Annotated in this window: 11 protein-coding genes, 1 rRNA gene and 1 pseudogene; all 13 read right to left on the bottom strand. The window is 56.4% G+C overall.

The window, feature by feature from the left end:
* Nucleotides 1–185 precede the first annotated feature (185 nt).
* Entirely contained in the window at nt 186–1,046 is an 861-nt protein-coding gene (locus HMPREF3055_RS08995; RefSeq protein WP_005506637.1) for a ParA family protein, read from the bottom strand.
* A 94-nt stretch (nt 1,047–1,140) separates the two neighbouring features.
* Nucleotides 1,141–2,445, bottom strand: coding sequence for a tyrosine recombinase (locus HMPREF3055_RS09000; protein ID WP_070738879.1), 1,305 nt, complete (start codon nt 2,443–2,445; stop codon nt 1,141–1,143).
* Between the two features lie 94 nt (nt 2,446–2,539).
* Nucleotides 2,540–3,214, bottom strand: coding sequence for an NUDIX domain-containing protein (locus HMPREF3055_RS09005; protein WP_070642020.1), 675 nt, complete (start codon nt 3,212–3,214; stop codon nt 2,540–2,542).
* 145 nt (nt 3,215–3,359) lie between these two features.
* Nucleotides 3,360–5,054 (bottom strand): CTP synthase, encoded by a 1,695-nt coding sequence (locus tag HMPREF3055_RS09010; protein ID WP_070667205.1) that lies wholly within the window; start codon nt 5,052–5,054, stop codon nt 3,360–3,362.
* A 351-nt stretch (nt 5,055–5,405) separates the two neighbouring features.
* The gene (gene recN, locus HMPREF3055_RS09015) at nt 5,406–7,124 is read right to left on the bottom strand and encodes a DNA repair protein RecN (protein WP_070738880.1); all 1,719 of its coding nucleotides are present in this window, start codon (nt 7,122–7,124) and stop codon (nt 5,406–5,408) included.
* Nucleotides 7,125–7,143: 19 nt separating this feature from the next.
* Nucleotides 7,144–8,181, bottom strand: coding sequence for an NAD kinase (locus HMPREF3055_RS09020; RefSeq protein ID WP_141758486.1), 1,038 nt, complete (start codon nt 8,179–8,181; stop codon nt 7,144–7,146).
* Nucleotides 8,182–8,494: 313 nt separating this feature from the next.
* Nucleotides 8,495–10,135 (bottom strand): mercury(II) reductase, encoded by a 1,641-nt coding sequence (gene merA, locus HMPREF3055_RS09165; RefSeq protein WP_080973365.1) that lies wholly within the window; start codon nt 10,133–10,135, stop codon nt 8,495–8,497.
* Nucleotides 10,136–10,170: 35 nt separating this feature from the next.
* Nucleotides 10,171–10,490 (bottom strand): annotated as a pseudogene (merR, locus tag HMPREF3055_RS09170) (Hg(II)-responsive transcriptional regulator); the annotation flags it as partial.
* A gap of 216 nt (nt 10,491–10,706) precedes the next feature.
* Nucleotides 10,707–11,435 (bottom strand): TlyA family RNA methyltransferase, encoded by a 729-nt coding sequence (locus HMPREF3055_RS09025; protein ID WP_049353033.1) that lies wholly within the window; start codon nt 11,433–11,435, stop codon nt 10,707–10,709.
* 95 nt (nt 11,436–11,530) lie between these two features.
* Entirely contained in the window at nt 11,531–11,698 is a 168-nt protein-coding gene (locus HMPREF3055_RS09030) for a hypothetical protein (RefSeq protein ID WP_049353034.1), read from the bottom strand.
* Nucleotides 11,691–12,728 (bottom strand): HAD-IIA family hydrolase, encoded by a 1,038-nt coding sequence (locus HMPREF3055_RS09035; RefSeq protein ID WP_049353035.1) that lies wholly within the window; start codon nt 12,726–12,728, stop codon nt 11,691–11,693. Before HMPREF3055_RS09035 ends, HMPREF3055_RS09030 begins: the two co-directional genes overlap by 8 nt.
* A 188-nt stretch (nt 12,729–12,916) precedes the next feature.
* Entirely contained in the window at nt 12,917–14,053 is a 1,137-nt protein-coding gene (locus tag HMPREF3055_RS09040; RefSeq protein ID WP_049354921.1) for a tetratricopeptide repeat protein, read from the bottom strand.
* Nucleotides 14,054–14,307: 254 nt separating this feature from the next.
* Nucleotides 14,308–14,424: ribosomal RNA gene (gene rrf, locus HMPREF3055_RS09045) — 5S ribosomal RNA — on the bottom strand.
* Nucleotides 14,425–14,462 lie beyond the last annotated feature (38 nt).

A 14,462-nucleotide genomic window follows, 5' to 3' on the forward strand; every position in this document is an offset into this window, starting at 1 on the left:
CTATTCTCCTTAGGTTTATTCTCCCCGGCTTTGTTGGTGCCGTCTCAGATGCGGCTTCTGCTTCGCCTACTTTTTCGGCGTAAGCAGTGTGCGGGGTCTTTAGAATCCACACAATTATACGCCCTCTGCCGGTGTGACTCAAGAGTGAGAGTCACCTCAGCAGAGGGCGTATAGGTGTGGGGGCTTTAGCGTGCGCCGCCCTTGTAGATCAGTTCGCGTGCCACCTGGCGGTATGCTTCCGCGCCGGGGTGGCTGGAGGCGTAGCTGAGAATCGGCTCAGCGGACACCGATGCGTCCGGGAACTTCACGGTGCGCTTGATGACGGTGTCGAAGACCTTGTCGCCGAATGCGTCCACGATGCGTGCCAGAACTTCCTTGGAGTGGATGGTGCGCGCATCGAACATGGTGGCAAGTACGCCGGAGATTTCGAGGTCGGGGTTCAGTCGATCCTGAACTTTCTCGATGGAGTCGACCAGCAGTGCGACGGCGCGCAGCGCGAAGAACTCACAAATCAGCGGAATGATGACCCCTTCGGAAGCGGTCAGTGCATTGACGGTCAGCAGGCCCAGGGAGGGCTGGCAGTCGATGAGGATGACGTCGTATTCGTCACGGACCTTGCGCAGTGCCGAGGCGAGAACCTGCTCGCGAGCCACTTCGTTGACCAGCTGAACTTCAGCTGCGGAGAGGTCAATGTTGGCGGGCAGCAGGTCGATGTTCTCCACGCCGGTAGGCAGGATGACGTCCTTGATGTCGACCTTGCGGTCCATCATGACGTTGTAGACGGTCAGGTCCAGTTCGTGCGGGTTCGCACCGAAACCGGCGGAGAGAGCACCCTGCGGGTCGAAGTCGACCAGCAGCACCTTACGGCCGCATTCTGCCAGCGCCGCGCCCAGGTTAATGGTGGAGGTGGTCTTACCCACGCCGCCCTTCTGATTCACCATAGAGATAATGCGGGCGGGACCGTGGCTGCTCAGCGGAGCCGGGTCGGGGTATACGCGCAGGGGTCGACCGGTGGGGCCGAGTTCTTGAGCCTGAGCTTCAGTCAATGGTTCACCTTCATCAATGAATTCGAAGTTTTAAAGTTTAAGCGTTGTCTATAAGGTTACCTCAAGAGCGGCTGTTCCGCGGATTGACGGGGTTTTATCCCCGTTCGTGGGCACGCGGATGCGCCATGCGGTACACCTCCATGAGCCCCTCGGGCGTGACCTTGGTGTACACCTGAGTGGTGGCGATGGAGGCGTGCCCGAGCAGTTCTTGCACCACGCGAATATCAGCACCGCCCTGCAACAGGTGCGTTGCGAAGCTGTGGCGCATGGAGTGCGGTGAGAAGTCGGAGCTGAGCCCGGCGGCTTCGGCGGCTTCTTTGAGGATGAGCCAGGCGCCTTGGCGTCCGAGTCTGCCGCCTCGTCCGTTGACGAAGAGCGCGGCGGTGCCTTTACCGTGCGCTACGAAGGAGGGGCGGGCACGCACCAGGTAGTCTTGGATTGCTTTTTGGGCGTAGCTTCCGATGGGTACGAGTCGTTCTTTATTTCCCTTACCGAAGAGTCGAACGTAGCCGGGCAGGGTGATCTGGTTGCCGTCTTCATCGGTGAGAGTCCCTTCGAAGTGCACGTCGTCGATATCGGCATTGAGCATTTCGCTCACGCGTGCGCCGGTGGCGTAGAGGAATTCGAGGATGGCTCGGTTGCGTAGCCCGGTTGCGGTTTCGCGGTCGGGTACGGCGAGTAGCCGCTGGATGTCTTCTACGCTGACTGCTTTGGGTAGGCGTTTAACGTTCTTGGGCGGGGTGACCGGTGCCGCCGGGTCGGTGGGCACAATGAGCGCGGAGACCCAGAAGGCGTGTGCTCCGCGGACTGCCGCCATGGTGCGGGCGATGGAGTTCGGACCCAAGGGCAGGGGCAGGTTCGGTGCCCCTTCAGCGGTTGGCGCTTCTTTTTCTGGCGCCCCGGCTTTCTCCGGCTGCCCGGCACGCCCGTTTCCAGTACCTCGCCCCGATTCGGAAGCGATCATCAGTGCCAGCGATTCTGCGGCTTCTTCCTGTGCTTCCTGAGATTCCTGCGCGTTCTGCTTATTCTTCTCCCCTGCGTCAAATCCGGCAAGGGGCACGGTGGGGGCGGCGAGTTCCCGCATGAAGGAGCGTACCTGCGCGGTGGTGATGCGTTCGGGGTCGATGACGCCGAGGGTCGCCATGTAGGCACTGTATCGTCGCAAATCACGCGCGTAGGAGGCGATGGTGTGCTCGCTGCTTCCTCGTTCCACGCGCAGGTGGATGAGGTACTGGTCAACGGCTTTCTGGAGCGGGGTCTGTGCCTCCTGGTGGAAAGCACCCAGGCTAGAAGAATCCAGAGCAGAAGAACCCAGCACGGAGGAACCGGCAGAAGAGGTTACGCCGAGCAGACCCGCGCCGCGGGGCGCCTTGCTCACCGTGCTTTTTGTCTGCTTCACGCTATCTCCTCTGTCGGTTCTGTTGATGTTTGGGCCTCTTGATATTTGGGCTTGCCGTAGGCGAGGCTACTCCCCCGCCCCCCCTGTTCCGTTCTTAGTGGTTGCGGAAGTTCTCCGGCTTTTCGCGGCGCTGTCCCATGTAGGGGTGGAACTCCCAGCCACCCTCGGCGGGGCGCAGGCCTTCAAAGTTGTTCTGCGCAGCCGCGTAGGTGGCGAGTACCGCCTGGATAGCGAGCGCGTTATGAACCTTTCCGCCCAGTACCAGCTGTACCGCCTCGGCGAGGGGCACCCAGCGGTAGGTCATTTCAGCTTCTTCTTCGGTACGCTCGCTACGTTCTTCGGCGGGCAGTTCCGAGAGGTTACGCGCCAGGTAGACGCGGCCTGCTTCGCTGGTTGCGCCGGGGCTGCTGAAGTAGTCGGTCAGTGCGTTCCAGGTTTCTGCCTGCAGGTCTGCCTCTTCGGCAAGTTCGCGCTGCGCGGCGACCAGGGGGTCTTCACCGTCGATGTCGAGCAGTCCGGCGGGTACTTCCCAGAGGTTCATGCGCACCGGGTGGCGGTACTGGTTTAGCATCAGCAGTTCGTTGTTGTCGTTGAGGACCGCCACGGCGACGGCGCCGGGCATTTCCACGACGTCGCGGGTCAGCACGGTGTTTTCGTTAAGTTCGTACTCTTCAACGGTCGTTTCGATCACGTAGCCGCTGTACTTCACGGTGCGGGTGCGGATGGTGCGTTCGGAGGGTGCATCAATAATCTGCTGGTTGTTGCTCATTCTTTCATTGTAGGCGGCTTCTTAGCCCCGCTACGTTTGGCGCGTCAGGTACGGGCATAGAATAAGGCATGTTCAGGTTTAAACGAAAGCATCCCCCTCTCCCCTGCGCGGGGTGAGCGGGATGCTGAACGTTTGTGCCTAGATGTTAGGCGCTGCGGCGCTCCAGAGCAGCCTTAATCAGGCCGGAGAAGAGCGGGTGCGGGCGGGTCGGACGCGAGCGGTACTCGGGGTGTGCCTGAGTTGCCACGTAGTAGGGGTGTGCCTCTGCGGGCAGTTCCACGTACTCGACCAGCGAGGAGTCCGGGGAGGTACCGGAGATACGCAGGCCTGCTTCTTCAAGCTGCTCGCGGTACTCGTTGTTCACCTCGTAGCGGTGGCGGTGACGCTCTGCAACCTCGGTTGCACCGTACGCCTTAGCAACCTGAGAGCCGGGAACAAGGTTTGCCTCGTACAGGCCCAGGCGCATGGTGCCGCCCAGGTCGCCTGCACCTTCGACGAACTGCTTCTGCTCTTCGATGGTTGCGATAACCGGTACGGAGGTTTCCGGATCGAACTCGGTGGAGGATGCTTCGGTCAGACCCAGTACGTTGCGTGCGTACTCGATGACCATGGACTGCAGGCCGAGGCAGATGCCCAGGGTCGGGAGCTTGTGCTCGCGTGCGTACTTGAGGGCACCGATCTTGCCATCCAGGCCGCGGATGCCGAAGCCGCCGGGCACGAGGATTGCGTCCATGTTGCGCAGCTGGTGGTCTGCATCTTCGTCGGTTGCGCACAGGTCGGCTGCAACCCACTTGATGTTGACCTTCACGTTGTTTGCGAAGCCGCCGGCGCGCAGAGCCTCGGAGACGGACAGGTATGCGTCGGGCAGGTCGATGTACTTACCGACCAGGCCAACGTTGACCTCTGCTGCGGGGCGGTGCACTGCGTCGAGCAGGCGGTCCCACTGGGTGAAGTCCGGTGCGGGAGCCTCAATGCCGAAGTAGTCGAGGATGTAGTCGTCGAGCTTCTGGCTGTGCAGGGTCTTGGGGATGTCGTAGATGCTGGGTGCGTCGGCGCAGGAGATGACTGCGTCGCTGTCCACGTCGCATGCGTTACCAATCTTGGTACGGTGCGATACGGGGACCTCACGCTCACAGCGCAGGATCAGACCGTCAGGCTGGATGCCCAGGCCGCGCAGTGCTGCGACGGAGTGCTGGGTCGGCTTGGTCTTGAGCTCGCCGGAGGGGCCGATGAAGGGCACCAGGGAGACGTGTAGGAAGAAGACGTTCTTGCGGCCAACATCGCGGCGTACCTGGCGTGCTGCTTCCATGAAGGGCAGGGACTCGATATCGCCGACGGTACCACCGATTTCGGTGATGATGATGTCGGGTGCGTTGTCAATTTCCGCTGCGTGACGCATGCGGGCCTTGATTTCGTCGGTAATGTGAGGGATGACCTGGACGGTGTCGCCGAGGTATTCGCCGCGGCGTTCCTTTGCGATGACGGAGGAGTAGACCTGGCCGGTGGTCACGTTAGCGGACTGGTCGAGGTTTTCGTCCAGGAAGCGCTCGTAGTGTCCGATGTCGAGGTCGGTTTCAGCACCGTCGTCGGTGACAAAGACTTCACCGTGCTGGAAGGGGTTCATCGTACCGGGGTCGACGTTCAGGTAGGGGTCGAACTTCTGCATGGTCACAGAGAGGCCACGTGCGCGAAGAAGCTGACCGAGGGAAGAGGCCGACAGGCCCTTACCGAGAGAAGATGCAACGCCGCCGGTCACGAAAATCTGGCGGGTTACCTTGTCGTTAGAGGACGCGTTCAGAGCGTTATTTTTTTCATTCACCACGGAATTCAAGCCTACCATTTTCTTGTCTGCTATCCAAGCAGAGGGTTTTGCCGCGAGAGGATTCTCTCAGGCGGCTTTCCCTCCCCTATTTGTCCTTATCACCACTGTAAACGGAGCTGGGGATTTATTATTCCCGCCGCGCCGTGTAGAAGCAGGTGTAGGAGCATTCACAGAGTATCTCACATCCTCTGGGCTCCATGCGCCGCTATTGGTCACCGGCGCGGGCTGTACTGGCAACTTTCTGAGGCACGCTCGCACACTTCAGCCCCTTTGATGGTCTTTGGTGCGAAAGATGCCACCTTTCGGCGCTTTTGCCAGCACTTTCCTCATACTTTTCTCTGCCGGTTTGCCGCCGGCTTGCCGTCAGTTTCAGCGCCCCTGCGGCACTTCTCGACCGGCTGCCAGTAGCTCTCGGGCATGCTCTCGCGCCGATTCTGATTGATCGTGCCCGGAGAGCATTCGCGCCAGTTCCACCACGCGTTCCTCTTCGGAAAGTACCTTGACCTTTGAGAGGGACGCGTCATCGTTTTTCAGCACGAGGATGTGCTGGTCCGCGAAGGCTGCAACCTGCGGCAGGTGGGTGACCACCAGAACCTGCACGTGTCGGGCGAGCATGGCGAGGCGGCGACCGATTTCGATAGCGGCCTTACCGCCCACGCCGGAGTCCACCTCGTCGAAGATGAAGGTGGGTACGGGGTCTACTTCGGCAAGCACTACCTCCAGGGCGAGCATTACGCGGGAGAGCTCGCCGCCGGAGGCGCCCTTACCGAGCGGGCGCGGCACGGCGGTTCGGTGGGGCGCCAGCATGAAGGTCACGGTGTCTCGGCCGTGCACCGAGAACTTTTCGGCTTCGGCAACTTCCACGACCAGGGAGGCGTTCGGCATGGCAAGAGCAGTGAGCTCCTCACTGACGGCGTCCGCCAGTTTCTGCGCGGCGGCACGGCGCAGGGCGGTCAGCTCTTCTGCTTGGGCACCAAGCACCTTGCGTAGCTGTACCAGCTCGGTTTCCAGGGTTTCCTGTCGCTGCGGGTCATCCACCAGGGTCTCGAGGCGTGCACGGGATTCTTCGGCCCATTCGAGGACCTCGGCAATATCGGCACCGTACTTGCGGGTGAGGGTCGCCAGCTGGGCGCGGCGAGTCTGCACCTGCGCCAGACGTTCGGGGCCTTCAACATCCAAGGAGGCCATGTAGGAGGACAGCTCCGAGGAGATATCGGTGGCAAGAATCAACAGTTCGTTGACGCGCGCGGCGAGGGAGGCAAGCTCTTCGTCAGCGTCTGCCTGTGCCTGTAGCGCGGAGCGGCTTGCATCGAGCAGGCTCATGACGCTCTGCTCGTCGCCGGCTGAGTATTCGCTACCGCTGAGCGCTGCGGAGGCGGTTGCCGACGCAATGCGTAGCGCTTCAACGTTCATGAGCTTCACCATTTCGGCTTTGAGCTCTTCTTCTTCCCCGGCCTGCGGGTTGACGGCGCTGATTTCTTCTAGGGCACTCTGCAGGGTCTGCGCTTCGAGGGCTCGTGCGCGCGAGTTTTCGCGTACTTCCTTCAGCTCTGCGGCGGCGGCGCGGTATCGCTCGTAGTTTTCGCGGTACTTCTCCAGCAGGTTGGAGAGCTCTTCGCCGGCATACAGGTCGAGGGACTGGCGCTGCTCTGCCGCTGATTTGAGGCGCAGCTGATCGGACTGGCCGTGGACTGCAACAAGAGTCTGACCGATCTGAGACAGGGTTCCGATGGGTGCGGAGCAACCGCCGACGTGGGCGCGGGATCGTCCCGAGGCGTTGACGGTGCGCGCCAGAAGCAGCTCGGAGGTCTGTTCGTCGATATCTTCGGCGGTGCCGCCGGCTTCTTCGGCAAGCTCGAGGGCGCGGTGCCCGTGGGGCAGGCGAATCACTGCTTCGGCGAGGGCGCTCTTGGCGCCGTTGCGCACGCTGGATGCATCGGATCGGGCGCCCAGGAGCATGCCGAGGGCAGTGACGACCATGGTTTTACCTGCGCCGGTTTCGCCGGTCAGCACGGAGAATCCGGGTTCGAGGGGGAGCCTCGCATCGGTGATGATGCCGAGGTCTCGAATATGGATTTCCTCAATCACGAACGTTCATTCCTTTTCTTTAGTGCTTCCCGGTGTCTTGCGGGCCACGCCAGCCACGGATCGGAAGCTCAAATTTACGCACCAGTCGCTCCGAGAAGGGAGCCGGGTGGATACGGGCGAGCAGCACCGACTTTTCGGAGCGTCGCACCTCAATACGAGAGCCGGGGTCCAGCTCTACGGTTCGGCGGCCATCGCACCAGAGCACGCCGGAAGCGCCGTTTCCGGGCATCATTTCTACCGCCAGTGTGGAGGTCGGCGCTGCTACCAGCGGACGCGCGAAGAGCGCGTGAGCCGAGAGCGGCACCATGAGAATTGCTTCAACTTCGGGCCAGACGACCGGGCCGCCGCCGGAGAAAGCGTAGGCGGTCGAGCCGGTGGGGGTTCCCATGACCACGCCGTCGCAGCCAAAGCTACTGAGCGGGCGGCAGTCCACCTCGATAATGACTTCAATCATTTTTTCGCGGTTGCCCTTTTCGACGCTGGCTTCATTCAGCGCCCAGTCGCTGTGCACGCGCTTGCCGTCGTTCCAAACTTCCACGTCGATTGCCATGCGTTCTTCAACGGTGTATTCGTTGTTGACGATGCAGCGAACGGTTTCGGTCAGGTCACTCTCTTCAGATTCGGCGAGGAATCCGACGTGTCCCAGGTTCACGCCAATGAGCGGAACGCTGGTTCGGCGCACCATTTCTGCGGCGCGAAGAATCGAGCCGTCACCACCGAGCACCACGCCGAGTTCAATATCGATGAGCGCCACAGATTCGTGGACGACCTGCACAGGAACGGGCTCGTCCCAGTTTTCGCTCAAGGTCTCCAGATCGGAGCGAGTCATGACGGGCGCGAGTCCCGCTTCGTAGAGCTGGGTGCATGCCTGTCGGGCGGCATCTCGTGCTTCTTTGCGCCCCACGTGGGCGAAGACGAGAATCTTACGGTGACGTTGTTCCACCGAGTCTTCGGAACCATGACGTTCGAAACTGTGGTGTTCGGAACCATGACGCGCACCCGCGGAAGCTTCCTGCGCGGTTGCTTCCTGCGGTGCGTGGCTTTCGTGTTCTGCCATAACGACTCTCTCCCATCGAGGTGTTGAGATCGGGGTGTTGAGATGGTGTATCTACACCTATCATACCGAATATGTTCTCGAAGATTTTCTAAAGAACTATATTTTTAGAAGATTATTTCGAATAATGTACAGCTGGGGTATCTCTAAAATACCTGTAAAAATACCTGTGAATAGCGCGGCAGCCTGAGAAAGCCCCACCCTCAACGCGTCCTGCGTTACCGAGCGGTTTTCTCAGACTGCCAATACCACTATTTATTTTCGGCACTATATTTACTTTCGACATCGTTGAATAGGGAGTTGTAAAAAAGTTCCCTTAGCCTGCACAACAAGATAATTTCGAAATATCTTTATCGAACGTAAGTGCAACTAATTTTAGCCCTTCAGCCATTGTTAAATATGGCGCTAGGGTTTCTGTTAAATCTTCTATCGTTAAGCCAAATTTAACAGCTAATGATGCTGCATAGATGACATCTCCTGCATTTTCAGATACAATATGAACCCCTAATACTTTTAGTGTTTCTGCATCTGCTACTAGTTTAAATACACCGGTTGTTTCACGGTTTACAATTGCTCTTGGAACAGCATCTAAAGGTAATACAGATGTCTTCACATCATACCCTTTCTCTTTTGCTTGTTCTTCTGTTAAACCAACCGTTGCAACCGTCGGATTCGTAAACGTAACAGCAGGAACTACCGATAAATCTATTTTTTTGTTTAATCCACCAATAGCATTATCAGTAATAATTCCACCTTCATAGGCTGCTACATATACAAATTGTGGTCCTAAAGTCACATCTCCTGCTGCATAAATCTTTTCATTACTTGTTTGACCAAAATCATTGATCAGGATTTCATTATTTTTTCCAGTTTCAACACCTGCTGCACTTAAATTTAAAGAATCCGTATTTGGTTTTCTTCCAGTGGCAACAAGTAACTGATCTGATTCAATGACTTCTCTACTGCCATTTACTGTTACGTAAACCCTTTTTATCTCTCCACTTTGTTCAACACGCTCAAAAGTTGCCCCTTTGACAAGGTTTATACCCTGTTCAATTAACGCTTTTTCAACTGACTCTGAAATCTCAGGATCATACTCCTTTAAAAGTCGCTCACTTCTTTGCATAAGCGTTATTTCTGAACCTAAATGATGAAATAGTTGTCCAAGCTCCATTCCAATGTATCCTGAACCAATTACAGTTAATCGTTTTGGTATTTTCTTTAACTCAAGAAGTGTTGTACTAGTTAAATAGTCCATTTTTTCAAGTCCTGAAATTTGGGGCAACGAAGGCGATGCACCTGTTGCAATTAAAAAGCGTTTTGCAGATAACTTTGTCCCATTGACCTCAACCGTACTAGCATCAACGAATTTTGCTTCACCTTTAATTAAATCAAAATTATATTCATCAATTAAATCCATATATTTTTGATTCCGAAGTTCGCTCACCAATTTATCCTTTTGCGTGATTAAACTAGCTAAATCCACTTCTCCAGCGGATGTTTGTAAACCTATAAACGGATTGTCTTTTGATAAATGATTGATTTCCCCTGCCCTAAGAAGAGTTTTTGACGGAACACAGCCAATATTCACACAGGTTCCCCCAACCATTCCACGCTCAATCATTCCAACTTTTGCACCGTATTCTATAGCTTTAATTGCCGAAGAAAAGGCAGCAGCACCAGAACCAATAATAAGAAGGTCATAATTGTCTTCATTAATTAACGCCACGTTTTCTAGTGATGATACTTCTTCAATTTCTCCGGCTTGGTAATTTGCTTCATCAATCGCCTTTATTGCACTTTCAACCTCAATATCATCGGGCAGTTCAAATACTGCTTCACCACGACGATAACTAGACTCAATATTTTTAGCACCTATCTTTTCAAGTGCTGATTCTACGTGTTTTTCACAACCCGTACAAGTCATTCCTGAAATGTTTACCTTAAATTTATTCATAAAAAAGCTCCTTTCGTTTGTTAATGTTTCTACTATAACATAGTTTCAACTCGTTTTAAATCCTCTATTTGTTTTTGCACTTCCTTTTGTTTTTAGAAACAAATTCGAACATATCTTAACAACGAACTTCATCTTTATCTACAACACCAAGTAATTTATAAATCTCGCTTAAAGAGAAACCAAGTTCCTGTATTCGTTTAATAAACCCAACACGCTTAACGTCATCATATGAATATATCCGATAACCAGCTTCCGTTCGGTGAGGTTCTTGTAATAAATTTTTTCGCTCGTAATATCTGATCGTTTCTTTATTAACTCCACATTTATCTGCAAACTCACTAATGCGATAAATCATCTTATTTCACCCCCTGAATATTATAAACCATGTACCATAGTACACGGTCAAGTAAATTGGACTATTTTATTTTTTTCCCAAAGTATCACTCGTATGTGATTGATACTTTTATATAATACTATTGATTATCCTAACATCCCACCAGAAAATCCGATTTAAACACCAGTTGTTTTTAAACTATTAAGAAAGTAATTCCACTATATATTCCGAAGACCTTTATTTTTTGCACCATAGGAAGTACTCTACGTTGCCGTCCTGTCCGGGGAGCGGGCTGGGTTCCATACCCATCACACGCAATCCGTGGCTGACCGCAGATGCCTGAACTTTTTCTACTGCTTCACGGCGGGCGGATTCTTCGTGCACCACTCCCCCACGTCCGATGCGGTGCTTGCCGACCTCGAACTGCGGCTTGACCATGAGCACCAGGTCGCCGCCGGTTTCGGTGGCGTTCGCTAGCGCCTCCATAACCAGGGTCAGCGAGATGAACGAGAGGTCAGAAACCGTCAGTTCGACCTGCCCGCCAATATCTTCGGGCTTCATGTAGCGGACGTTGAGTCCTTCGTACACGCCAACTCGCGGTTCTTCACGTAGCGCGTCTACAAGCTGTCCGTGTCCCACGTCCACGGCAGCCACATGGGCGGCGCCTCGGCGAAGCAGTACGTCGGTAAAGCCTCCGGTGGATGCTCCCGCGTCCAGGCAACGTTTGCCTTCCACCTCGATATCGGGGAATGCATCGAGGGCACCGGCGAGCTTGTGACCTGCGCGGCTGACGTATTCAGTCAGCTCGCTCTGGCGCACGTAGAGGGTGTCCTCCGGGCCCACGATCATAGATGCCTTGCGCGCGGCCTTGCCGTTGACCTGCACGTCCCCGGCGGCAATAAGCTTTGCGGCGAGGGTTCGGGAGCTCACGAATCCGGCTTCGACCAGGTATTTATCGAGGCGCACGTGTCCTTATCTTCTTTCTGTCGTTGTCTGGCGACGGGTTATCTAGTGCAGGTGAACCCTCAGAGCTTTGCTGTCTGAGGGTTCACCGCCGCGAGCTAGGAGAGGTTTTCGAGGTCCTTTTCCAGTTGCTCGCTCATCGTTTCGAGGCGCTTGACGCGCTCTACAGGGTCCATGGCGAGGGTCACCGCGAGTTGGCGCTCGAATTCTGCGTCAAGCTCAGCGGTTTCCTCCGCTTTGTTGTTAGTGTCCTGGTCCTTAGGCACCGGGATTCCCCTGAATGTTGGGGCGTGCTGCCTGCTCGGGGTTTGCTGCCCACCATGCTGCGCAGGCTACGCGCCATGCTTCGGCTTCACTCTCGCTGCCTGCGAATGCTTCGGCGTCTTCAACCTCGGGGCCGGTCAGGCTCAGGTTTTCACCGCGGACTCGTGCCTGCCAGGTGGGGCCGGTTGCGGTGACTTCGTAGCCTTCGTAGAGCACCTCAATTTCGGGGTAGGGTGCGAAGAAGTCCTCGAGGGTGCGCAGAATATAGGTCGGACGCTGATTCGGTACTGCCTCGATGACGTCCTGGTAGGTCTGTACGCCGGTGAGGACGAGGGCACCGTCCATCTTTGCGTTGTTGGCACCGAGAATGTCGGTGTCCAGGCGGTCGCCCACAATGACGGGGCGGCTGGAGTTCACGGCCTTTGCTGCAGTGTGGAAGATGGGCGCTTCGGGCTTGCCCGCAACGAGCGGGGTACGGCGTGAGGCGGTTGCTACGGCAGCAACGAGAGTTCCGTTGCCGGGCGCCTGACCGCGCTCCTTGGGGATGGTCTGGTCGGTGTTGGTTGCGATCCACAGCACATCGGGGTTTGCGAGGGTGTAGGCGGCTTCTGCGAGGTCTTCCCAACCCATCTTCGGGTTGAAGCCCTGGATGAGGGCTACGGGGCCTTCTTCTTCCTTGCGTACGGTTTCGAGGCCTACCGCACGAACGCAGTCGGCGAGTGCTTCGGTGCCGGTGATGAGTACTTTGGAGCCTGCGGGTACGTGCTGTGCGAGCAGTGCGGCGCCTGCCTGTGCGGAGCTGACGACTCGTTCTGCTCGGGTGTGCACGCCCAGTTCGCGCAGGTGCTCTGCTACGGATTCTACGGAGCGCGATGCGTTGTTGGTGACGAAGATGACCGGTACATTGAGTTCTTCTTCGGCACGGTTGAGCGCTTCGGGTGCGCCTTCGATGGCGAAGGGACCCGCGTAGACCACGCCGTCCAGATCGGAGAGGAGGGCATCGTAGCGGGATAGGAGTGCGTTCGTGGTCATAGAGTGTTCCTCTCGGGGGCTCTGGCGGTTGTCGCTATTAATCGTACCTGTTAGACACTCATACGTAGGTGCCTTCCGGTGATTATGTGCGAAACCGCTGGACGCTCTCCCCTGCTTGGGTGTGGCGTCCAGCGGTTTCACGCTGACACTTAGGTCACGTATTTAGAATTCTTAGATTCTCTGCAGTCTTATTCTGCGGAGGTTTCTTCTGCTTCTTCAGACTTAGGCGCATCAGACTTAGGCGCTTCGGTCTTCTCGTCCTCAGCTACTTCTTCCTGAGCTTCGTTTGCTTCCTCTTCAGCGGAAGCATCCGCGGTCCCTTCAGCGTCTTCTGCGGTTTCAGTGAGTTCTACGGACTTCTCTTCCTGTTCGAAGAGGCCTGCTTCACCGAACATGTCGAAGATTTCGGGTTCTGCGAAGTTGCCCTGGCCCAGTGCTGCTTCTGCCATGAATGCGAGGCGTGCCCAGCGTTCTGCTTCCTGGTTACGGCCTGCGTTAGCCAGCGCGTCGGAGTATGCGCTGAACAGACGGGGGCTGTACTCGAAGGCACGCTTGGGGTTCAGCTGAGGAATCTGCAGCGCTACGACAGCTTCAGACTTCTTGCCCTGATCACTGAGGATGCCGGATTCAACGATGGCGAGCTCTACGCGCACGTTGGCGGGCAGTTCTTCCTTCTTGAATTCTGCAATCATTTCCATTGCCTTGGGCAGACGGCCGAGTGCACGTTCGCAGTCCACCAGCAGTGCCAGGTGATCTACGGAGCCGCTAATACGGCGGTGGGTGCGCAGTTCGCGCAGTGCCAGTTCGAAGTCTTCTGCAACGTATGCGGCGACGCCAACGGCTTCACGTACTGCGGCAATACGGCCTGCACTGCGGGATGCTGCAACGGCGTGTTCCAGCGCGAATTCGGGGTCGATGTCGAGGTAGCGACCGGCCATGGCGAGGTGCTTTGCAACGGTTTCTGCGTTGCGGGGTTCCAGAGCACGCAGCTGACGGAAGGTTGCACCGTCCAGCTCGCGACCGGTGATGTCATCGTCAATTTCCGGTGCCTTGGGCTTTGCGGGGCGGTAGCCTACACGGCCACCGATGCTGCGTACTTCTTCGCGAGGTGCTTCTGCTTCGGGACCGTTGGAGCGAGGTGCCTTGGAACGGGAGTCGGAGCGACGGCCGTCGAACTTCTTGCCTCCGCGGTCGTTACGCTTGAAACCGCCCTTGCCGCCAAAGTTCTTGCCGCCCTTCTTGGAGCGGAAGTCCTTTCCTCCGCTGTTCTTGCGGTGCTGGCGGGGGCCGGAGCCGTTAGACTCGTGACGGGGGGTCTCAGACATGAATCTCCTTGGGAGGTATCCGCTCTTGGGCGGGTAGGGTATGCAGTCGATTCGGGCGAACCGCTGCCTGAGGCATCAACTCTATGAGGGGTGCTTAGATGCACCCGCTAATGCCTAAACATAAGCCATACCATTCTAGTATAGAGAACACCTTCCGTGCACCCGTACTGATGGGATGTTAAAGACAAATGGGGAGGCGGTTAGGCCTCCCCAAACAAAAATAGCCCCGGCGAAGCCGGGGCTATTGAATAATAAAGCGGCGATGACCTACTCTCCCACACCCACAAAAGTGCAGTACCATCGGCGCGAAGAGTCTTAGCTTCTGGGTTCGGAATGGAACCAGGCGTTTCCCTCTCGCTATAATCACCGCAAACCTACGGGATTGTTATCCAAAAACCATACAGTGAAC

This window comes from Rothia sp. HMSC061C12 (assembly GCF_001815755.1).
Lineage (GTDB): Bacteria > Actinomycetota > Actinomycetes > Actinomycetales > Micrococcaceae > Rothia > Rothia mucilaginosa.